The sequence below is a fragment of the Salinarimonas sp. genome, from assembly GCF_046292825.1.
Classification (GTDB): Bacteria; Pseudomonadota; Alphaproteobacteria; order Rhizobiales; family Beijerinckiaceae; genus Salinarimonas.
Map to the genome: position 1 here is coordinate 1 of NZ_JBKBQG010000023.1, position 20,323 is coordinate 20,323.

Here is a 20,323-nt window from a genome sequence, read left to right on the forward strand (position 1 = left end):
CTCCTTCCCCTCAGGGGAAGGTGGCCCGGCGCCGAAGGCGACGGGTCGGATGGGGTTTTTCGCCGCGACAGCGGCGAAGGGGCGTTGTCGTAAAGCTCCTTACGTGAGGCGGCTCCCGACGCCCCTTCGCTCCTTCGGAGCGAATGACCCCATCCGTCTCCGCCCCCTGTTCGGGGTCGGAGCCACCTTCCCCTGAGGGGAAGGAGAGGGAGCGTCCTGATGTGTGCACTCCGTAGCCCGAAGGAGGGTGGCCTCCGAGCCGAAGGCGACGGAGGTCGGGTGGGGCCCGGGTGGAGGCCGTCCTCCGCACGTCGTGCCCCGCCCGGCCTTTCTCGGCTCGCGCCTCGAAAGTCCACCCTCCCCTACGGGGAGGGATTTGCGCTCTCGCCCTCAAATCATCGAATCGAGCCCATCCTGCGCCGCGAGGCGGGTGCGGGCGGTGGCGGCGTCGCGGTCCATCTGGGCGACGAGCGCCTGCGCGCTGTCGAAGCGCTCCTCGCCGCGCAGCCGGGCGACGAGCTCGACCGCGACCCTCTTGCCGTAGAGATCCCCGGCGAAATCGAACGCGAAGGTCTCGAAGAGCGGCGCGCCGTCGTCGAAGGTCGGCCGCCGGCCCCAGCTCGCGACGCCGTCGTGGACGCGCCCGTCGATCGCGATCCGCACCGCGTAGATGCCGTGGGCGAGGCGGCAGCCCTCCGGCAGGCGCATGTTGGCGGTCGGATAGCCCAATGTGCGCCCGCGCTTGTCGCCGTGGACGATCTCGCCGAAGGCGAACCAGCGATAGCCGAGGAGCGCGTTCGCCCGCTCGACCGCCCCCTCTTCCAGCGCCGCGCGCACCGCGCTCGACGAGACCGGCGCGCCCGCCTCCTCGACGACCGGCACGATCGTGCAGGACAGGCCGCGGGCGGCGCACAGAGCCTCGAGCACCGCCGGCGTGCCGGCGCGCTTGGCGCCGAAATGGAAATCGTAGCCGACGACGACGCCCGCCGCGCGCAGCTCGCCGACCAGAAGGCCGTCGACGAAGGCCTCCGGCGAGAGCGCGGCGAGGGCGGCATCGAAGGTGCGCTCGTGGACGGTATCGATCCCGAGCCGATCCAGCACCCGCCGCTTCTCGGCCGCGGGCGTGATCCGGAAGAAGGGCACGTCGGGCTGGAAGAAGGCGCGCGGATGCGGCTCGAAGGTCAAAACCGCGCTCGGCGCGTGCAAAGCGGCGGCGGCGTCCCGCGTCGCCGAGACGAGGGTGCGGTGCCCGCGATGGACGCCGTCGAAATTGCCGATGGCGACCACCGGGCCGCGCGTCCCCACGCGGGGCGCGCGCCCGTCCTCGTGACGATGATGTGCGAGCGTGCTCATGGCGCGGTGTGGTGCGCGCTTCCGCGTGCGCGGTCAAGTGCGACCTTCAACCCGGCCCGCGGCGGGCGATCTCAGCGGCGCGTGCGCGAGGGCACCGCGACCCAGGCCTCGCCCTCGAGCACCGGCTTGCCGTCGACGCGGGCCTCGCAGAAGAGGCGTGCGCGCCGCCGCTCGGGCACGAGCTCGACCACCTCGACATAGGCCGCGACCACGTCGCCGATCTTGACGGGGGCGAGGAACTGGATCGTCTGCGAGAGATAGACGGCGCCCGGCCCCGGCAGGCGTGTCCCGAGCAGCGCCGAGATCAGGCTCGCCGTGAACATGCCGTGGGCGATGCGCTGACCGAACTTGGTCGTGGCCGCGAAATCGTCGCAGACGTGAATCGGGTTGTCGTCCCCCGAGATCTCGGCGAAGCGGTCGAGATCGCGCACCATGACGGTGCGCATCAGGCTCTCGCTCATCCCGACCCGCAGGTCCTCGAAGAAGAGCCCTTCCGGCAGGCGGGGCTTCGGTGCGGGCGGGACGGCCGCGGCGAGGGCTGGTGCGGGCATCGGGGGAGATCCTTCCGTTCGAGGGAGAAGGTATGGCGCGGGCGCCCCTCTCGCCATGAGACTTTGGTCCCGCCCGTCATCGCGCGCTTCGCCGCGCGCCGATTAACCGGTTTTCAAGAGGGCGTGGATTAAGTGGAGACACGAACGGCGGGTCCTCACGGGCTGCCGCGTGAAAAATCACTCTCGATGTCGCCCGTGGGGAGGCGGCATCGTGCAATCGAACCGGAGCTCGGGACATGGCCCTCGACCTTTCGATGCCGATCCTCGTCGTGGACGATTACCAGACGATGGTGCGCATCATCCGCAACCTGCTCAAGCAGCTCGGCTTCGAGGACGTCGACGATGCCTCGGACGGCACCGCCGCGCTCGCGAAGCTCAAGGAGAAGAAGTACGGCCTCGTCATCTCCGACTGGAACATGGAGCCGATGACGGGCTACGAGCTCCTGCGCCACGTTCGTTCCGACGAGCAGCTGCGCGCCACGCCCTTCATCATGGTCACCGCCGAGTCGAAGACGGAGAACGTCATCGCGGCGAAGAAGGCGGGCGTGAACAACTACATCGTCAAGCCCTTCAACGCGCAGACCCTGAAGTCGAAGATCGAGGCGGTCTGCGGGACCTGATCGCAGAGCGGCGGAGGCACCGCCGCCGAGCGCCCGACCGAGATCGCCCGACACCAGAGAGGCCGACGAGGATGGCGTCCGCTGCCATGAAGCCGCACGCGACCGCGTGTGCCGATCCGCTCGCGCCGCCCGACGGCGCCGCGAGCGGGCCGATCGATCTCGGCATGATCCTGCGCGAGCTGCAGGGCGTGGCCGACTACGTGATGCGCATCAAGCAGGAGATCGGGGCGCTGCGCGCCAACGAGCTCTACCGCTCGCGCATCCCCGTCGCCCACGACGAGCTCGGCAACGTCGTCAACGCCACGCAATCGGCGACGAACACGATCATGGCCGCCGCCGAGGAGATCCTCGGCTCGGCGGAGGAGGATTTCGAGGCCTACCGCACCCTCGTCCAGACGAAGGTGATGGAGATCTTCGAGGCGTGCTCCTTCCAGGACATCACCGGCCAGCGCATCTCCAAGGTGTCCGAGCAGCTCGCCCAGGTGGAGAAGCGCCTCTCGCGCTTCGCCGCCGCGGTGAATGCCCGCGACGTCGCGGTGCAGCTCGACGCCGACGAGGCGCGCCGAGAGGCGCGCAAGCAGGAATTGATTCTCCACGGCCCTCAGGGCGAGGGCGAAGGCGTCAGCCAGAACGACATCGACGCGCTCTTCGACTGAGCCCGCGTCGTCGGCCTGCTTCCATCCGCGCGCTCGCGCGTTATTGTCTCGTCCGGGAACAAGGAGACGAGACGACATGGCCAGAGCCGCGAAACCGTCCGACAAGAGCCCGACCGCCGCGAGCGGGGGGCGCAACGGCGCCGATTCCGACCGCGAGGCGATCGTCGACGCGCTGATGACGCTCGCCGCCGACCGGCCCTACGACGACATCGAGATCCCCGACATCTGCGAGAAGGCGGACCTCTCGCTCGCCCGCTTTCGCGCGTGCTTCCCGTCGAAGGGCGCGGTGCTCGCCGCCTTCTCGAAGCGAATCGACCGCGAGGTGCTCGAGGGCACCACCGACGAGCTTGCCCACGAGCCCGCCCGCGAGCGCCTGTTCGACGTCTACATGCGCCGGATCGACGCGCTCGCGCCCTACAAGGCGGCCCTGCGGCGCATCGCCTACGCGGTGCGGCGCGATCCGCTCGCGCTCGCGGCGCTCAACCAGGAGGCGTTGAACTCGCAGCGCTTCATGCTCGCCGCCGCCGGCATCCCCACCGAGGATTCGCTCGGGCTCGTGCGCCTGCAGGGGGCGGTCCTGGTGTTCTCGAACACGCTCGAGACCTGGTATTCCGACGACAGCGTCGACCTGGCCCGCACCATGGCGCGGCTCGATCGCGAGCTGCGCCGCGGCGAGCGGATCATGGAGCGCGCCCAGGACGCCGAGCGCATGGCGGCCCCGCTGCGCGCGCTCGCCGACGCCCTGATGCAGGGCGGCCGCCGCCTCGCCCGCGGCGAGGCCTTCGGCGGATCCCGCCGCCGCGACGAGCCGACCGGCGAGGAACGCGACCCGGCGGCGGCGATCTGAGGGCGGCGCCCGGACCGATCCCTCAGCGCGGCCGCACGCAGCGCAGGTGGAGGAAGATCGGCGCGATGCGCGTATCGGCGACGACCGGCTCGGCCGTCGCCTCCGCCAAGCTCGCTCGCGGCTCGCCGAGCGCCTCGACCACGAGCCCCGCTGCGGCGATTCTTGAGAACCAGGTCGAGAGCGTGGCGTGGAAGCGGGGGACGCGGAACGGCTTCGTCGCGTCGCGCTCCTCGGGCGAGAGCGTCGAGAAGGTCCAGGTCTCGACGCGCCCCTCCGTCTCCTCGAAATAGCCGCCGATCTCGATTGCGACGAGCTCGCCCGCCGCATCGCGGACATTGCGATGCCGTGGCGGCATGAAGCACGGGTGCAGGATCGAGAACTGGAGGAACCCTCCCGGCCGGAGCACGCGCTGCGCCTCGGCGAGCGCGCGCGCCTGATCGGGCATGTCCATCAGCGACATGAAGGCGGTCGCGAAGTCGAACGACGCGGGGGGGAAGGGCAGCGCGGCGGCGTCGGCCACGTGGTAGGCGATCCCGAGCGGCTGCTCGCGCTCGCTCGCCTGCGCGAGGCGCACGAAGCTCGGGGCGATGTCGATCCCGGTCATGCGCGCGCCGAGCCCGGCGACCGCCCGCGTCCCGGCACCCTCGCCGCAGCCGAGATCGAGCCCCTCGAGACCGGCGACCGGGGGCAGCATGGCCAGGAAGGCCGGCATGTTGAGGACGTCGCGGCAGCGATCGTGCCCCGCCCGCACGAGGCGGGTCCAGGTCGGCGCGTTCTCCTCCCAGAGACGGGCGACGTCTCGCGTGTCCATGCTGCACCTCCGCGGGGGCGTGCTCGTAGACCGGAGAGCCGCACGTTGCAAGCGAAAGCGCGACACGCACCCGGCGCGCTCCCTCACCCCCGCTGCGGCGGCACGGCGAGCACGTCGATCTCGACCTTGCGCAGGAGCGCGTCGGCGACGCTGCCCATCAGCACGCGGTCGAGGCCGGTGGCGCCGCGGGTGCCGATGACGAGGAGGTCGGCGCCGGTCTCCGGGATCGCGCCCTGCACCACGCTTTCGGGCGCGCCTTCCTCGATGCGCAGATCGACGCGCGCGGGATCGAGATCGAGGCTCGCGCGGAACGCTTCCAGCGCGCGCCGCGCGGCGAGCGCCTCCTCGCTCACGTGGCCCTGCACGAGCCGCTCCTCGACGCCGGCGATCAGCATCATGTCCTTGGCGGGCGCCGTGAAGGCGTTGAGCAGCGTGAGGCGCGCGCCATCCAGGAGGCCGAGCGCGCGCGCCGTGCGCACGGCGTGGAGCGCGGTGTCGGAGAAATCGATGGCGGCGAGGATCGCGGCATGCGGCGCGGGGCTCGCGGCATTCGCCATCAGGACCGGCACGCTCGCCCGGCGGATCACCCGCTCGATCGTCGTGCCGACGAAGATGTCGGCGAGGATGCGCCGGCGGTGGGCGCCCATCACCACGAGATCCGCGCCTTCCTCCGCGGCGAGCGCCGCGATCGCGCCGGCCGGATGGCCCGCCCGCACCACGATCTCGGCGCGCAGGCCGTGCGTCTCCTCGATCGCCTCCGCGATCTCCGCGAGCGCGGTCCGCGCCTCGCGCGCGTCCTCGCCGAGGATGTGGGCGGGCAGGTCCTCGTCGATCACGTGGAGTATCGTGAGCCGAGCGTGGACGCGCGCGGCGAGTTCGGCCCCGCGCGCGATCGCGCGGTCGCTGCGGGCGGAGAGGTCGGTGGCGACGAGTACGTGGTGCAGCATCGGTCGAGAGCGCCTGTGTCGTTTCGCGAGGCGCCATCATGAGCGACGCGAGCGCCCCGGGAAACGCGGGCGATCACGGAGGGGAAGGAGCGTCGCGGCTCAACGCCCGGCGAGCCCCGGCCAGTTCGCGTCGGCGCGCGCCACGTTGCCGTGCACGTCGCCCACCCAGCGCCGATGGACGGAGGCGTTGAAATTGAGGAAGAGCCGCCCGTCGACGATGCGCCAATGGCGCGGATCCCCCGGCGCGAGGTAGTTCTCCGCCGCCGCCCAGGCGCAATGGCCGCCATAAGCGGGCGCGTAGCGGGTCGGGTCCGCCACGAAGGCGTCGCGGCTCTCCGCGCTCGAGAAGCGCCAGACGGCTCCGTTCCAGCGGGCCTGAAGGGCGCGCGACCCGCGCACCGCCTCGCCGCGCGTGAAATAGGCGACCACGTCGTACCCGCCCGCAGCGACGTCGCCGGCCGAGAGATGGACCGTCTGCCCGCTCGCGGGCGCCGCCCGCAGAGCGCTCGCGAGGCCGATCGCGAGGGGTAAAGCGAGGAGGGCGCGGCGGGAGAGGCGGGTGCGCGGATCGGGATCGCGGGTCGGATCGCAGGACATCGCCGGGGCTCCGGGAGAGCGGGATGGCGATGATCATGGCGCAGGGCGCGCGCAGGCGCGATGCACGTTGCCTTCACGCGCGCTGACGAGGCCGTGAGGAGCCGCCGCCCCTCACCGCGCGTGCGTCAATTCCCGTCGCCCCTCGCCCTCTTCGATCGCGGCCATGTTCCGCTTGACCGCCTCCTGCACCTTCTCGAAGGCGCGGACCTCGATCTGGCGGACGCGCTCGCGGGAGACGCCGAACTCGGTGGAGAGGTCTTCCAGCGTGATCGGGTCCTCGGAGAGGCGGCGGGCCTCGAAGATGCGGCGCTCGCGGGGGTTCAGCACCTCGAGCGCGGTGCGCAGAGCGGAGAGCCGGTTCTGGCCCTCCTCCTGCTCGGCGAGCACGTTCTCCTGGCTCGCGGAATCGTCGACGAGCCAGTCCTGCCACTCGCCCTCGCCCTCCTCGCGCAGGGGCGCGTTGAGCGAGGCGTCGCCGCCGAGCCGGCGGTTCATGTCGATCACGTCCTGCTCGGTGACGCCGAGCCGCGTCGCGATCTCCTTGACCTGATCGGGGCGCAGGTCGCCCTCCTCCAGCGCGGAAATGCGGCTCTTGGCCTTGCGCAGGTTGAAGAAGAGCTTCTTCTGGTTGGCTGTGGTGCCCATCTTCACGAGGGACCACGAGCGCAGGATGTATTCCTGGATCGCGGCCTTGATCCACCACATCGCATAGGTCGCGAGGCGGAAGCCCTTGTCGGGCTCGAAGCGCTTGATCGCCTGCATGAGCCCGACATTGCCCTCCGAGACGACCTCGGAGATCGGCAAGCCGTAGCCGCGATAGCCCATCGCGATCTTGGCGACGAGGCGCAGGTGGGAGGTCACGAGCCGATGGGCCGCGTCCGAATCGCCGTGCTCGCGCCAGCGCTTGGCGAGCATGTACTCCTCGGCCGGATCGAGCATCGGAAATTTCCGAATCTCGTCCAGATAGCGAGACAGACCGCCTTCGTTGGCGAGTGTGGGCAGCGCGCCGGACGCCATGGTCACCTCCTTCGGCCCCCCTTGCGAGGGCGAGCCAGCCCGACCTCCTTCGGGACGGTCGCGCCGACTCCTCGATATAATGGATGCGCACCCTCCTTCCAAGGGCACGCCACCGAATCACCGTCCGAGTCTAACGCGCGAAGCGATGATAGTTCTCTAGCGTGGCCGCAATTGGGTCGCCTGCCGGGCGCGACTCACGGTCTCGTGAGCATGGCACGCGCGGCTTGCGTCACGCTGTCGCGCCCTCCGCCTCCAGGGCCGCGATCAGACGGGCGAGATCCTCGGGCGGCGGGCTCTCGAAGTGGAGCGCCTCGCCGCTCGCCGGGTGGGCGAAGCCGAGGATCGTGGCGTGGAGCGCCTGGCGCGAGAGCGCGTCGAGCGCCGCGCGCGCCGCCTCCCCGAGCCGCTTCGCCTTGGTGCGAAAGCCAGCGCCGTAGAGGCCGTCGCCCATGAGCGGGTGGCCGAGATGGGCCATGTGGACGCGGATCTGGTGCGTGCGCCCGGTCTCGAGCGCGCAGCGCACGAGGCTCGCGATCGGCGCTTGCGGGTCTCCGTAGACCGCCTCGATCTCGAAATGCGTGATCGCGACGCGTCCCCCCCGCCCCGCCGGGAGCACGGCCATCTTCTCGCGATTGTGCGGCGCCCGCCCGATCTCGGTCTCGATCGTGCCGTGACGCCGCGAGGGCACGCCCCAGACGAGGGCGAGATATTCGCGCTCGAGCGGGCCCGTGCGGCCGTGATCGGCGAATTGCGCCGAGAGCGCCTTGTGTGCGCGGTCGTTCTTGGCGACGACGAGGAGCCCGCTCGTGTCCTTGTCGAGCCGGTGCACGATGCCGGGCCGGCGCACGCCGCCGATGCCCGACAGGCTCTCCCCGCAATGGGCGACGAGCGCGTTGACGAGCGTGCCCGTCTCGTGGCCCGCGGCCGGGTGGACGACGAGCCCCGCCGGCTTGTCGATCACGATCAGGTCGTCGTCCTCGTGGACGATCGCGAGCGGGATGTCTTCCGGCTCCGGCGCGGCCGGCGCGGGCGGGGGGACGCGCAGCGCGAGGCGCGCGCCGGGGCGCACCTTCGCGGAGGCGCTCGCGGCTGCCGCCCCGTCGACCTCGGCGCGCCCGTCCCGGATCAGATCCTGCACGCGGGCGCGGGAGAGCTCCGGGAAGGCGCGGGCCAGCGCGCGATCGAGCCGCTCGGGCTCGCCCTCGTGCACACCCTCGCGCAGCGCCTCCCCCGCCGACCCGCCGTCGCCCGCAGCGTCGAGAGACGCCTCGTCCGCGTCCTCGTCGACGAGGACCGCCTGCGCGCGCCCCGTCGCCCCATCCCGATTTCCGTCCCGTCCGATCCCGCCCACGCCGTGTCCGCTCCCGCTCTTCGCGAAATAAATCGCCCGAGGGGCTTGCCCCCGCCGCGTCGCCTGGATATACGAACGCCCATCCGCCGGCCAGCTCCCTTCGTCTAGCGGTCTAGGACGTCGCCCTCTCACGGCGAAAACAGGGGTTCGAGTCCCCTAGGGAGCGCCACCCGGCCGATCGTGCCGTCTGATCCGCCGAAAAATCCGTCTCCCGTCCGCACCCTCACGTCGGTGAAGACCGACGCGACGGGACGTGCCGGTCTCGGTCGCGCCCCTCAGGCTTCGTCGACGAGCGTCCGCTGTCGGCCGGGCGGCGCGGAGGCGGTGGCGAGTCGTGCCGCCGGGATTGCCGCAGCGTAGGCGACCAAGGCGGCGAAGAAGAGCGACAGCGCGCTCAGAGCGGATTCGATCGTCAGAAGCCATCGGGCTCGTTCGTCGAGCAGGGCGACGCTGCGCCGCGAATCGCCGACGGCGTAGAGGTCGACCGTTTCCTCTCCGAAATCGGACGAGATCGTCACCATGCCGGACCAGGGATGGGAGACGAAGGTCAAGATCACCCGTTCGGCCGCAGGCGCCTGCATGGTCAGGCGCGCCGGCGCGCCGCCGACGAAGACCCATGCACCGGGCCGCCGCTCCCAAGCGCCTTCGGGCGCGAAGGCGTCGAGCGGGATCTCGACGCCGGATGCCGTGCGGGCGTCGACCAGCCACACCTCGGACCCGTGACCGCCCGCGCGGCGATCGCCGCCGGCCGTGATCGCCACGCTGCCTGCGCCCGCGGCCGGCGCGAGCGACGCCAAAGACGGAACCGGCGGCGCCGGAAACCAGGAGGCGAGGAGGGCGGCGACCAGCGACGCCACGAGGAGGGCCGGCGGCTTCCGCCATTCCCCGCTGGAAATCGCCACCCATCCCGCCGCGGCGAGGGCGACGAGCAAGCCGACCAAAACGACGGGACGCTCGCCGAACCAGACGACCGCAAGGACGAGGCAAGCGAACGCGCCGCTCGCGGTCGCGATCGCGCCGAGCCACGCCGACCACGGCCGCGCCTCAGCAATGGCCGATGCCAATACAGGTGCGGGTCGCGAAACCGCCGCCGCGCCCCACATTCGCGCACCGCCCCATCCGAGGAGCAGGACGGCCGCGAGCAGCGTCGTGGTGATCATCCAATGCGAGTAGCGATAGTCTCCGGACATCGCGATGAAGAAGAGGCCGGCCATGTGGCACAGACCGCTGGCGAGGAGCGCGGCCGCGAGCAGGGGCACCTCGTCGCGCGTGCGCAGAGCCGCGACCAGGGCGGCGGGCGCCAGGACGCAGGCGAGCGCGAGAAAGATCCACGGCGCGAAGAATCCGGAATGGAGGATCTGCGCGAGACCCGTGCCGAGCCGCGTCTCGGGGCGCGGTTGCACGCGCGCGACATGCGCCGCGGGTCCGGGGTCGATGCGCGTCCACACCGGGTCCCAGAGCGGCCAGCCTCCCAGGCCGAGAAGGCTGCCGAAAACGGCGCTGCGATGGGAGAGATAGGCGGCCGGGGCGCCGCGCACGCCCTCGAGCCAGGCCGACGCGACCGCGCGCCGCTGCTCCGGCTCGATCAGCCACGGTACCCGTGCGCGCTGCGTCGACGCGGCCTCTGCGGAGTGGATCTGAACGCCCGTCATCAGGGGGATGACGGAGCGCGGCGTGTAGAGCGCGCGGATGTCCTCTTCCGTCGCGGGCAGGAACATCTCCAGGGGTTCGGTGGTGCCCGAGCGCAAGGCGGTGCCGATGACGTCGTATTTCGCGAGCACGGTCCAGAAATGGGTCTTCTTCTCGACCACCGCGGCCGAAAAGGCCTGGCTCGCGATGAACAGGCCGATCGTGGCGAGGGCGGCGACGAGCGTCGAGCGAATCAGAGCCGGCTCGCCCGTTCGGCGCAGGGACGCGGTCGCGAAGGCCCAGACGAGGAGAGGCGCCACGGCCGCGAGCGCGTTGTGGCGCGCGCCGACGGCGACGAAGACGAGGAGCGCCGCGCACCCCCACGCGCCGATCGCGATCGCTCGGCGCATCGTTCCCGACAGGGCCACGAGGCCGACGGCCCCCAGGAGCGCCGCCGCCATCAGGACGTCGCTCCAGAGCGCGCCGACGATCCCGAGCACCGGCGGCATGGCCATCACGACCACGACGGCGGGAGGAAAGAGCCGGTGCAGGCGCGGCGCGTAGGCGGCCGCCACGGCGCCGATGCCGCCGAAGAACAGCGCGAGCTGCAGGGCGAGCATCAGAGCGGGATCGTCCGTGAGCGCCTGAACCCCTCCCCAGAGAACCGCGAGGATCGGCGGAAAGGAGTCCGATATGGCGCCGGTGCGCCCCTGATGCATGAGCGTGATCGTATCGGTCGATATTCCGCCAGGATACACGCAGACGAAGATCAATGCCGCCCATGCGAGCGCCAGTAACAACATGCGACACTGCCAAGTTTGGAAGACCAAAGTCACACGCCCCTCGGCTGTCCGCTATTTCTCCCTTAGGTCCGCTGCCGGCTTTACGCAACGCAAGAATTCAATCGATTCTGTGGACGGCAGCAATTCGTGGCGATATAAACTGCCGCGAAACTGGAGAGCAGCATGGCCGCCGTGGACGGAGCCTGGGTCGTCATCCCCGCGTTCGACGAGGCCGCGAGCGGCGTCGTGGGGCGGACGGTCGCCGACGTGCGACGTGCATTCCCCAACGTCGTCGTCGTGGACGACTGCTCGAGCGACGCCACCGGCGATCAGGCGCTCGCCGCCGGGGCTCATGTCTGCCGGCACGCGATCAATCTCGGCCAGGGAGCGGCGCTCGCGACGGGGATCCGTTACGCGCTCGAACGCGGCGCGGAGATCGTCGTCACCTTCGATGCCGACGGCCAGCACCGCGTCGCGGACGCGCTGGCGATGATCGATCGGCTCCGGGAGACCGGCGTCGACGTCGTTCTCGGATCGCGTTTCCTCGGGCGAGCGGTCGGCATGTCCGAGCGCAAGCGCCTGTTCCTGCGGCTTGCGACCGCCTTCACCCGCGTGACCTCCGGCCTCCCGGTGACCGATACCCACAACGGCTTGCGGGTGCTGAGCGCACGGGCCGCGCGGGCGATCGTCATCCGGCAGAATCGCATGGCGCACGCCTCCGAGATCCTCGACGAGATCCGCTCGCGCGGGCTGGCCTTCGTCGAGCACCCGGTGGAGATCGCCTACACGGATTATTCGATGGCGAAGGGCCAGCGCATGTCCGGGGCGTTCGCCATCGTCGCCGATCTCACGATGCGGAAGCTCTATCGATGATCGCTCAGATCGGTCTCCTCGGCGCCCTCGCGGCGCTGGCTCTCTACGCCTTGTCGCAGCGACGGCGCACGCCCTTCGTCGCGATCGCGATCGCCGCGGGCGCCGTGACGGGCGCCGTCCTGGTGGCGGCGCCGGGCATGGCGACGGACGTCGCGCTCGCGGTGGGCATCGGCCGTGGCGCGGACCTCGTCTTCTACGTCTTCATCCTCCTGACGCTGGCGGCGGTCTTCAACCTGCACCTTCGCCAGAGAGCCCAGCTCGAGACGCTCACGCAGCTCACGCGCACGCTCGCCCTGATGACCGCCCGCCAGCCGACGCCGGACGAGCGTCCATGAGCCTGCGGATGATCGCGGCCTGCATCGTGGTGGCGATCGCGCTCGCCGCGGGTCAGGTGCTGTTCAAGCTGGCCGCGACCCAGATCGCATCCCGCAGCGGAACGCTCCTGTCGGCGCTCGCGTCGCCGTGGCTGGCGGTCGCGCTCCTCGTCTACGCGATCGCGACGGCGTTGTGGATCTGGGTGTTGACGCAGGTGCCGCTGACCCGGGCCTATCCCTTCGCGCTCGTCTCGATGGCGATGGTGCCGATCGCCGGCGCGCTGCTCTTCTCCGAGCCCCTCTCCGCGCGCTACCTCGTCGGATTCGGCCTCGTTCTGGCCGGCTTGGCCGTCATTCAGAGCGCGTGACGGGCTCGCGAGCCGCGCCGCGCGACGCCTCCGCGATCAGGATCCCGGTCGGGAGGGGTGCCGCCAGGTTCGGCGGCAGCAGGCGTCCGAGGGCGCTCAGACGCAAGACCTCGAGGAGGTAGCGCACGCTGTATCCGACGTTCAGCGGACGCGCGGCGAGCTTCAACGCGTCCTCGCCGTAGCCGAGCGACGTCGCCGCACGGCGCAGCGCGGCGATCGCCCCCGCCCGCGTCGGGATCGACACGTGCTCTCCGGGCTCGAAATACGGCCAGCGGCGGCGCAGCACGCGAAAGGCGAGCGAGCCGGAATCGGGCGTGACGAGGACGAGCCGCCCGCCCGGAGCGACGAGCGACAGGCAATCGCGCGCGAAGGAGGCCGGGTCGAGCACGTGCTCCCATACCGCCACCGAGAAGACGAGATCGTAACGGCCTGCGAAGCCGTCCGTCCAGTCCGATCGGTTGAGGTCGCGCTCGTGATAGGCGACGTCCGCGGCGAGGCGTGCGGGGCGCGGGCCGATGTCGATCGCGGTGCCGGTCCAGCCGGGGAGCGCATCGCGCAGGCGCGTCGCCACCTCCCCGTGCCCCGCCCCGATGTCGATCCAGCGTCCGCGCTCGTGGGCGGCCCGTCGCGCGATCGTGCGCGCGTAGAAGGCATATTGCGGCTCGAGGGCCGAGTCGCGGGCGGCGGCGGCGTACCAATCGGGCCGCAGCGCGTCGTAATCGGCGTAGAACGCCGCGAGCCGCTCAGCCGAGGGCGGCGTGCAGGTCCCCAGCGAGCCGCAATCGCGGCACGCGAACAGGTCGAAGGGGCCGAAGGACCGGTCCACCTTGTGGCGCACGTCGCGGAACGCGACGACGAGATCCTCGCCTCCGCAATAGGGACAGGTCGCTGCCATGTTTCGTCGGCTCCCGGCCAATGCGCCTCGGCCGGGGATCGATACGTGATACCCTGGCCGACCGCAATGTGCGCCGCGCTTGTATGCGGGCGCGAGAGCGGTTAGACGGACGGGCGCGGCGCAGCCGCCGCGCGACGGGATCTCGGGACGGATGAGAACGCACTCGCTCCACGCCTTGAGCTGGAGGCAAAACGTCAATCTCGTGCGGGTGCTCGCCCGGCGCGACCTGCGGGCGATGCTGAGCCGGACGCTTCTCGGCTATGCCTGGACGCTGGCGCTGCCGCTCACCTACGTGATGGTGTTCTCGTTCTATCGGCTGATCTTCGGCATCTCGCTCGGGAGCGGCGTGCCCTACGTGCCCTTCACCTTCGGCGGGATCATGCTGTGGATGCTCTTCTCGAGCATCGTGGCGGGCAGCTACCAGTCGATCGCCTCGAACGCGAGCGTCCTCAAGAAGATGGACACGCCGCGCGAGGTGTTCTTCGCGACCGCCTTCGTGGTGCCGTCGATCAATTTCGGCGTCTCGCTGGTCTTCTTCCTCCTGATCTGCGCGTTCTTCGGCGTCTTCGGCTGGGGCATCCTCTGGCTGCCGGTCGCGTTGGCGCTGGTCTATCTGCTGGCGGCGGGGATCGGGATGCTCACGGTCGCGGTCGGCGTCTATCGTCACGACGTCGTGGTGGCGGTGCCGATCGTGCTGCAGGTCTGGATGCTGATGACGCCGATCTTCTATCCGGTCGAGCTCATCCCCGAGAGCGTCCGCTGGCTCGTCTATCTCAACCCGATGGCAGGCATCGTGGCGACCTTCCGCGAGCCGTTCTTCCTCGGCACTCCCGTCTCTCTCGCGATCCTCCTGCCGACCGCGCTCGGCACCTTCCTCGTCGCGGCGATCGGGTATTACCTGTTCCGGCGCACCGGACGCTACCTCGCCGACATCATGTGAGCCGATAGACCCATGTCCGACGACGACGTCATCCTCTCCGTTCGCGGCGTCTCCAAGCGCTACGGCCTGCCGCCGCTCCTGCCGTGGAGGAAGCGTCCGGAAGGCGGCCATTACGCTCTGCGCGACATCGATTTCGAGGTGCGGCGCGGCGAGAGCTTCGGGATCCTGGGCCCGAACGGGGCGGGCAAGAGCACGCTCCTCAAGGTGCTCGCCGGCGTCACGCCGCCCGACGAGGGCGAGGTCGAGGTCCGCGGGCGCCTCTTCCCGATGATCGAGCTGAACGCCGGCATGCACATGGAGCTGCCCGGGCGCGACAATATCGAGGTGCTCGGTGCGATCATGGGCATGAGCGCGACCGAGATCCGGGAGAAGATGCCCCGCATCGAGGCGTTCTCCGAGCTCGGGGAATGGCTGGACAAGCCGCTGTGGAGCTATTCGAGCGGCATGATCGCACGTCTCGGCTTCTCGATCGCGATCAACGTCGACGCCGAGATCCTGCTCGTCGACGAGGTGCTCGCGGTGGGCGACATCGCGTTCCAGAAGAAGTGCATGACGCGGATCCACGAGCTCGCCGCGGCCGGCGTCACCATCCTGCTCGTCTCCCACAGTCCCTACCAGGTCGAGCGCATCTGCGACCGCGCGCTCCTCGTCGATCACGGGCGCATGCTCGAGATCGGCTCGGCGAAGGACGTGATGAAGCGCTATTTCGCGATGATGGACGCCAAGATCGTCGCGGCCGGCGAGGGCGAGGCGAAGCCCGAGGCCAAGCGCCGCGGCACCGGCGACATCCGCGTCCAGCGCATCGAGATCCTCGACGCGAACGGCAACCCGACCGACACCGTGGAGACCTGCAGCCCCGTCACGTTCCGTCTGCACTACGTCGCCAAGGAGGACATCCGGCGGCCGAATTTCGCGCTGCGCCTCGTCGACCGGCAGAACGCGCTCCTCATGTCGATGTCCTCCGTCGCCGACCGACCCGAATTGATCCCGCAAGGCGAGCACGTGGTCGATTGCCGGGTCGACGGCATCCCGTTGACGACGAACAAGCTGTCCTTGTCGGTGAAGGTGTCGAACGCCGTGGTTCTAGACGCGGTCGAGGACTTCCTGCGCTTCGACATTCGCGCGACCGAGCACCAATCGATCCGAACCGGAGGCGTGGGAACCGCCTACGGCGAGAGCGCGTGGGACTTCGGCAGCGCCTCGCAGGCCGTGTCATCCGACGCGCGACGGGCCGTGGGAGGTCTCTCTTGAACCGCTCCTCCTTGAATTGGATCAGCGGGGACGTGCCGCTCGGGAAGTGGGAGGCGCGTGCCTGGATTTGGCTCAACCAGCTGAGCGCGAGCCTCCCGCAGCCGTCGCTCCAGCCGATCCTGACCTTCCGGCCGGAATCGATCGCCTATCCGAGCGAAGCGATCGCCGCGATCTGCTCGCCATCGCGCGTGTTGTCCAACCTCTTCTGGCAGAACCTCGATGCGCAGCGCATTCGCGCAGCCCTGGGGCCGTTGCGTCTGCTCGACGTCGGTTGCGGCAAGGGCGGGTACATGCGCCTCTTGGAGGAGTCGATCGGACCGGTCGAAACCTATCGCGGCATCGACATCGCGAAGCGCCCGAGCTGGGCGGAGATCGCGGCATCGGATCCGCGGTGCTCGTTCGTCGAGACATCTGCGACGACGCTCGGTCCCGAGCTCCTCGACGACGTGAACTTCGTCTTCTCGCAATCCGCGCTGGAGCACTTCAAGGACGACCTCTCCCTCGTCCGTTCGATCGCCGGGTCTCTGCGGCGCCGCCCCCGCCCGATGATCCAGGTCCACCTCGTGCCGCCGCCGCTCAGCTGGCGCCTCTATGGGCCGCATGGCTATCGCGGCTACGGACAGCGCGAGATCGCCAGGCTGCTCGCCGCCTTCGACGGCGCGCGGTCGGCGTTGTTCCTCCTCGGCGGGCCGCATGCCAATGATTGCCACTACCGCTGGATCGCCGACTATGCGGCCGACGGGCTCCACGATCGCCGGGAGACCGACCTCGATCGGTATGCCGAGGATGTCCGTGCGAGTCTGGCCCGCGATCTGGAGACGCCGCCGAAGTCGCTCGCCGATGCGGCCTTCGTGGCGATCGTCGTCTGCTCCGGGATCGACGTAGCCCCGGAGCAAATGGTCGGTCGTGCGTCCTGAGCGCCGACGCCCCGCTCACGCGCTTTTGCGCATCAGCATCGAGAAGCCCGTCCCGCAGCTGTTCGGCTCGTTCCAGTAATTCGCGCGGTCGCGCACCGCGGTGATCGCGGTCGGGTACCAATCCGATCGCACGACCTCCAGCATGTCGAAGAGATACCCCATCGCCGAGGGCGTGCACCGCCAATGGTCGCCGAAATGCGCGCCCTCGTGGATCGGATAGAAGAACGGCATCGCGATGTAGAGGTGTCCGCCCGGCCGCACGAGGCTCGCGATCTTGTCGGCGGCGCGCCAGGGACGGTCGATATGCTCGATCACCGACATCGCGAGCACGAGATCGGCCGGCGCGGGAGCGGTCGCCAGGACGTGGAGGTCGTCCTGGATGTGGCGGGGGTGGTCGACGGGGGAGAGATCGAGGGTCCGGAAATCGGCGCCCGGAAAGTAGGCTTCGTAGGTCGCCCCCTCCTTGTCGCCCGCGTCGGGCTTGGCACCGAGATTGATGATCGTCCGCGCACCGAGGCCGGCGCAATAGTCCCGCAGGAACTTGTTCTGGTGGCGGCGAAAGATCGAGGTCGGCCCGTATTCCTCGATCGCGATCGCGGGAGCGGCCGCGGGCGACGGGACCTCGGTCGCTCGTGCCGAGGCGGCATCATCGGTCGTCTGCGCGCTCTTGTTCTTGCTCCAGGGCCACATCGCTCGTCTCCTCGTCTCGATTGGTCTCGTATCCGCCTCGTCCCTCACCCGTCGCCCATCGCGGCGACGTGGACCGCCACCTCCCGCTCCTCGATCACGTCGAGCGCGAGATGCGCCAGCACGGTGGCGCGGGCGGCGGCGCCGAGGCGTTCGGCGCGCGCCCGGTCGTCGAGGAGGCCCGAGATCGCGGCGGCGAGGCTCTCGGGCTCGGGCTCGGCGAGGAGGCCGGTCTCGCCGTCGGCGATCGCCTCCGCGATTCCGGGAACGCGCGTGCCGACGACGGGCGTTCCCGCGGACATCGCCTCGAGCAGCGTCTTGGGATGGCCCTCGTAGAGGCTCGGCAGGACGAACAGCGAGGCCTCGCGCAGGCGCTCGGGCAGCGCCGCGTTCGGCAGCGCGCCGAGGAAGCGGACGCGCGCGCCGACCTCCGCCGCGAGCGTCTCGATCGACGCGCGCAGCAAGCCCTCGCCGACGATCTCGAGCTCGGCATCGGCGATCGCGGCGGCGCGCACGAGCGCGGGGAGGTTCTTCTGCGGCTCGAGCCGGCCGACGAACAGGATTCGTCGCGGCGCCCGCGCCCGGCTCGGGTCCGGCGCGAAGAGATCGGTGTCGACGTAGTTCGGGACGATCGCGACGCGCTCCGGGTCGAGCCCGTAATCGGCGACGACACGCTCTCTCATCGCTGGCGTCGTCACGATGCCGCGGGTCGCGCCGCGGAAGACGTCCTTTTCGAGCGCCCGCGCCGCGTCGGCTTCCGGCGAGGCGATGCCGTGGCGCCGTTCGGTGAAGTCCGAGAGGAGATAGCCGCAGCGCGCGACGAAGGGGCGCCCGATGCGGCGCGCGAAACCGAGCGCGGCGTCCGCGCCGTAGATCTGGTTCGACTTGACGACGATCCGCCGGCGCCCGCACGGGAAGCGCCGATGCAGCCGGGCGAGATAGGCGTCCTGTTCGTGCTCGGTCGTATTGCAGACGAGGCGGATGCCGCCGAGCCGGCTGCGGAAGTCCCGCTCCGCCCGCCCGCCCCAGGAGACGAGCGTCACGCCACGCAGCCGCTCGCGCAGCCGCCGATAGAGGGCGAGCTCGCGCTCGAGAAGGCCGCCCGCCTCCCAGCCGGCGAGGCTGCCGCCGCGCGTCAGGAAGACGACGAGCTCGATGTCCGAGGGCTTCATTCCCAATCCAGCCAGAGCTTGTCGGAAAAATCGCGGTGGCGGCGCAGGTCGAGCCGCGCGAGCGTCGGACGCAAGGCCGGGATCTTGCGCTCGTGCGTCTCGACGAAGATCGCGGGCAGCTGCGCCATCAGCCCGGACGCGACGAGGCGATCGAGCACGCGCCCCTCGGCGCCTTCGATGTCGATCTTCACGAGCGCCGGCGGACGCTCGAGGGCCTCGACGAAGGCGGCGAGATCGACGGTCTCGACCTCGACGGCGTTGCGCGCGTCGACATTCGCCTTCTCCGAGACGAGAGACGCGCCCTGCGACCAATAGAGAGGGTCCTCGGCGGCGTTCACGTGCTGAAAGAGGAGCGCCGTGCCGGCCGTCGCGTCGACGGCGGCGCGATGCAGGTGGACGTTCGGGAGGTCCGCCACGCGCCGCTCCAGCGCGGCGAAGGCGTGCGGGTTCGGCTCGAAGGCGTGGACGGTCGCGCCGGTGCGCGCCATCGCCTCCGTGTATTCGCCGACATTCGCCCCGCAATCGACGGCGATGTCCCCCGGACCCAGGCGCGCGATCGCCGCCGCGAAGGCGTCCTTCGTGCGCGCGACCGCCGCCGCGGCCCGCGCCTGCGCCGAGAGGTCCGGCGGGCGCGTTCCGTCTTCGGCGAAGGCGAGGATCGCCTCCGCTCGGCGCTCGTAGGCGAGCGCGGGCGCGAGGCGCGCGCCGGCCGCCGCGAGCGCCTGCCCGTAATCGGGGTCGTCGAGCACCTGGGATATGACGCGGGCGCAATCCGCCGGGTCGTCGGGCGCGAAGAAGGCCGCCTCGCGGTCGTTCAGCCAATGGCGCAGAGCCGGGATCTCGCTCGCCACGACCGGGCGCTGCGCGGCGAGGTACTCGCCGAGCTTCACCGGGCTCGTCCAGGCCGCGCTCGGATGATCGGCCGACGGCGGCAGGATCAGCGCGTCGGCGTCCCACAGATGGGCCGGAACCGCCCCGAGCGGCTTCAGCCCGTGCAGGACGACGTTGCCGAGCCCACGCTCGGAGACGATGCGCGCGCAGCGCGCGACATCGTCCGGCAGGCCGCCGACGAGCTCGAAGCGGATCGCCGGGAGGCGCTCGGCGGCGGCCAGGACCGTCGGAATGCCCTTGTAGTCGTAGAGATGACCCGCATAGACCACGCGCCGCACGCCGTCCGTCTGCGAGCGCGGCCGGGCTCCCTTCGGAGCGAACAGGTCGAGATCGACCGCATCGGGCAGGACCAGGATCTTCTCCTGCGGCACGCCCCGCGCGGCGAAGCTCTCGGCCAGCGTCGGCGCGATGGTGACGAGCCCCCGGTAGGCCTTGCGCCGCGCCCCGGCCACCATCCGCGCGAGCGGAGCGGACGCGTTGTCGGGCCAGGCATGCGATTCGGAGATCGTCGCGATCCCGAGCGCCGCCGTCGCGGACGGCAGGACGAAGCTGCGGCTGAAGACGAGATCCGGACGCAGCGCGAGCACGATCGGCAGAGCCTGCAGGGCGAAATGCCAATGCGCGTCGAGCACGCGCGCGCCGAGATTCGGGCGGACCTGATGCCAGCGCAGCCGGGCGGACAGGCCGTAGACCCGCGCGAGCGCCTGCTCGTCGAGCGCTCCGGAAGCCGGGCGGCGGCAGACGAGATGGACGTCGTGCCCCAGACGCGCGAAGCCCTCCGCGGTCTTGACGGTGTTGATGGCGTGGGCGAGCGCGCTCCCCGCCTCGAAGGACGAACCGACGACGATCCGCAT

21 protein-coding genes and 1 tRNA gene are annotated in these 20,323 nt (G+C 70.6%); 10 read left to right on the forward strand and 12 right to left on the reverse strand.

Annotated features, from left to right (window positions below):
- Positions 1 to 390 precede the first annotated feature (390 nt).
- Positions 391 to 1,353 (reverse strand): bifunctional riboflavin kinase/FAD synthetase, encoded by a 963-nt coding sequence (locus tag ACK4UM_RS12380; RefSeq protein WP_409799294.1) that lies wholly within the window; start codon positions 1,351 to 1,353, stop codon positions 391 to 393.
- Positions 1,354 to 1,424: 71 nt separating this feature from the next.
- Positions 1,425 to 1,814 carry a MaoC family dehydratase gene (locus ACK4UM_RS12385; RefSeq protein ID WP_409799454.1) on the reverse strand — a complete coding sequence of 130 codons (390 nt, stop codon included), beginning with the start codon at positions 1,812 to 1,814 and terminating at the stop codon, positions 1,425 to 1,427.
- A gap of 326 nt (positions 1,815 to 2,140) precedes the next feature.
- Between ACK4UM_RS12385 and ACK4UM_RS12390 the strand changes: the two genes are divergently transcribed.
- From ACK4UM_RS12390 to ACK4UM_RS12400, 3 genes are all read left to right on the forward strand, one after another.
- Positions 2,141 to 2,524 carry a response regulator gene (locus tag ACK4UM_RS12390; protein ID WP_409799297.1) on the forward strand — a complete coding sequence of 128 codons (384 nt, stop codon included), beginning with the start codon at positions 2,141 to 2,143 and terminating at the stop codon, positions 2,522 to 2,524.
- Between the two features lie 71 nt (positions 2,525 to 2,595).
- The gene (locus ACK4UM_RS12395; protein WP_409799300.1) at positions 2,596 to 3,180 is read left to right on the forward strand and encodes a protein phosphatase CheZ; all 585 of its coding nucleotides are present in this window, start codon (positions 2,596 to 2,598) and stop codon (positions 3,178 to 3,180) included.
- 76 nt (positions 3,181 to 3,256) lie between these two features.
- Complete coding sequence (locus ACK4UM_RS12400; RefSeq protein WP_409799303.1) at positions 3,257 to 4,027, forward strand: TetR/AcrR family transcriptional regulator; 771 nt, start codon at positions 3,257 to 3,259, stop codon at positions 4,025 to 4,027.
- A gap of 22 nt (positions 4,028 to 4,049) precedes the next feature.
- Here the strand turns inward: ACK4UM_RS12400 and ACK4UM_RS12405 are convergent, their stop codons facing one another.
- The 5 genes from ACK4UM_RS12405 to ACK4UM_RS12425 form a co-directional block, all read right to left on the reverse strand.
- The gene (locus ACK4UM_RS12405; protein WP_409799306.1) at positions 4,050 to 4,838 is read right to left on the reverse strand and encodes a class I SAM-dependent methyltransferase; all 789 of its coding nucleotides are present in this window, start codon (positions 4,836 to 4,838) and stop codon (positions 4,050 to 4,052) included.
- 83 nt (positions 4,839 to 4,921) lie between these two features.
- The gene (locus ACK4UM_RS12410; RefSeq protein WP_409799310.1) at positions 4,922 to 5,785 is read right to left on the reverse strand and encodes a universal stress protein; all 864 of its coding nucleotides are present in this window, start codon (positions 5,783 to 5,785) and stop codon (positions 4,922 to 4,924) included.
- A gap of 99 nt (positions 5,786 to 5,884) precedes the next feature.
- The gene (locus ACK4UM_RS12415) at positions 5,885 to 6,382 is read right to left on the reverse strand and encodes a YHS domain-containing (seleno)protein (RefSeq protein WP_409799313.1); all 498 of its coding nucleotides are present in this window, start codon (positions 6,380 to 6,382) and stop codon (positions 5,885 to 5,887) included.
- Positions 6,383 to 6,493: 111 nt separating this feature from the next.
- Positions 6,494 to 7,399, reverse strand: a complete 906-nt coding sequence (gene rpoH, locus ACK4UM_RS12420; RefSeq protein WP_409799316.1) for an RNA polymerase sigma factor RpoH — start codon at positions 7,397 to 7,399, stop codon at positions 6,494 to 6,496.
- 229 nt (positions 7,400 to 7,628) lie between these two features.
- Entirely contained in the window at positions 7,629 to 8,621 is a 993-nt protein-coding gene (locus ACK4UM_RS12425; protein ID WP_409799457.1) for an RluA family pseudouridine synthase, read from the reverse strand.
- Positions 8,622 to 8,843: 222 nt separating this feature from the next.
- On the opposite strand from ACK4UM_RS12425, the gene ACK4UM_RS12430 reads away from it, so the two are divergent.
- Positions 8,844 to 8,919, forward strand: a tRNA-Glu gene (locus ACK4UM_RS12430).
- Between the two features lie 106 nt (positions 8,920 to 9,025).
- On the opposite strand, the gene ACK4UM_RS12435 is transcribed toward ACK4UM_RS12430, so the two are convergent.
- Positions 9,026 to 11,098 (reverse strand): hypothetical protein, encoded by a 2,073-nt coding sequence (locus ACK4UM_RS12435; RefSeq protein WP_409799319.1) that lies wholly within the window; start codon positions 11,096 to 11,098, stop codon positions 9,026 to 9,028.
- Positions 11,099 to 11,344: 246 nt separating this feature from the next.
- Between ACK4UM_RS12435 and ACK4UM_RS12440 the strand changes: the two genes are divergently transcribed.
- From ACK4UM_RS12440 to ACK4UM_RS12450, 3 genes are read left to right on the forward strand one after another with little or no spacing between them, the layout of a single operon-like run.
- Positions 11,345 to 12,034: a glycosyltransferase family 2 protein gene (locus ACK4UM_RS12440; RefSeq protein ID WP_409799322.1), complete on the forward strand. Its 690-nt coding sequence runs from the start codon at positions 11,345 to 11,347 to the stop codon at positions 12,032 to 12,034.
- On the forward strand, positions 12,031 to 12,369 hold the full coding sequence (locus tag ACK4UM_RS12445) for a DUF2304 family protein (protein ID WP_409799325.1): 339 nt from the start codon (positions 12,031 to 12,033) through the stop codon (positions 12,367 to 12,369). Before ACK4UM_RS12440 ends, ACK4UM_RS12445 begins: the two co-directional genes overlap by 4 nt.
- Complete coding sequence (locus ACK4UM_RS12450) at positions 12,366 to 12,716, forward strand: transporter (RefSeq protein ID WP_409799328.1); 351 nt, start codon at positions 12,366 to 12,368, stop codon at positions 12,714 to 12,716. Before ACK4UM_RS12445 ends, ACK4UM_RS12450 begins: the two co-directional genes overlap by 4 nt.
- Here ACK4UM_RS12450 and ACK4UM_RS12455 read toward each other — a convergent pair.
- The gene (locus tag ACK4UM_RS12455; protein ID WP_409799331.1) at positions 12,700 to 13,611 is read right to left on the reverse strand and encodes a class I SAM-dependent methyltransferase; all 912 of its coding nucleotides are present in this window, start codon (positions 13,609 to 13,611) and stop codon (positions 12,700 to 12,702) included. The two genes, ACK4UM_RS12450 and ACK4UM_RS12455, sit on opposite strands and share 17 nt — an antisense overlap.
- Positions 13,612 to 13,762: 151 nt before the next feature.
- Here ACK4UM_RS12455 and ACK4UM_RS12460 point away from each other — a divergent pair, with 151 nt between their 5' ends.
- The 3 genes from ACK4UM_RS12460 to ACK4UM_RS12470 are packed head-to-tail and all read left to right on the forward strand — an operon-like array spanning position 13,763 to position 16,719.
- Positions 13,763 to 14,551 (forward strand): ABC transporter permease, encoded by a 789-nt coding sequence (locus ACK4UM_RS12460; protein WP_409799333.1) that lies wholly within the window; start codon positions 13,763 to 13,765, stop codon positions 14,549 to 14,551.
- Positions 14,552 to 14,563: 12 nt separating this feature from the next.
- Positions 14,564 to 15,802, forward strand: coding sequence for an ABC transporter ATP-binding protein (locus tag ACK4UM_RS12465; RefSeq protein WP_409799336.1), 1,239 nt, complete (start codon positions 14,564 to 14,566; stop codon positions 15,800 to 15,802).
- 32 nt (positions 15,803 to 15,834) lie between these two features.
- Positions 15,835 to 16,719, forward strand: a complete 885-nt coding sequence (locus ACK4UM_RS12470) for a class I SAM-dependent methyltransferase (RefSeq protein ID WP_409799339.1) — start codon at positions 15,835 to 15,837, stop codon at positions 16,717 to 16,719.
- Positions 16,720 to 16,734: 15 nt separating this feature from the next.
- Here the strand turns inward: ACK4UM_RS12470 and ACK4UM_RS12475 are convergent, their stop codons facing one another.
- The 3 genes from ACK4UM_RS12475 to ACK4UM_RS12485 are packed head-to-tail and all read right to left on the reverse strand — an operon-like array spanning position 16,735 to position 20,323.
- The gene (locus ACK4UM_RS12475; protein ID WP_409799342.1) at positions 16,735 to 17,409 is read right to left on the reverse strand and encodes a class I SAM-dependent methyltransferase; all 675 of its coding nucleotides are present in this window, start codon (positions 17,407 to 17,409) and stop codon (positions 16,735 to 16,737) included.
- Positions 17,410 to 17,453: 44 nt separating this feature from the next.
- Positions 17,454 to 18,578 (reverse strand): glycosyltransferase family 4 protein, encoded by a 1,125-nt coding sequence (locus ACK4UM_RS12480; RefSeq protein WP_409799345.1) that lies wholly within the window; start codon positions 18,576 to 18,578, stop codon positions 17,454 to 17,456.
- Entirely contained in the window at positions 18,575 to 20,323 is a 1,749-nt protein-coding gene (locus tag ACK4UM_RS12485) for an FkbM family methyltransferase (RefSeq protein WP_409799460.1), read from the reverse strand. Before ACK4UM_RS12485 ends, ACK4UM_RS12480 begins: the two co-directional genes overlap by 4 nt.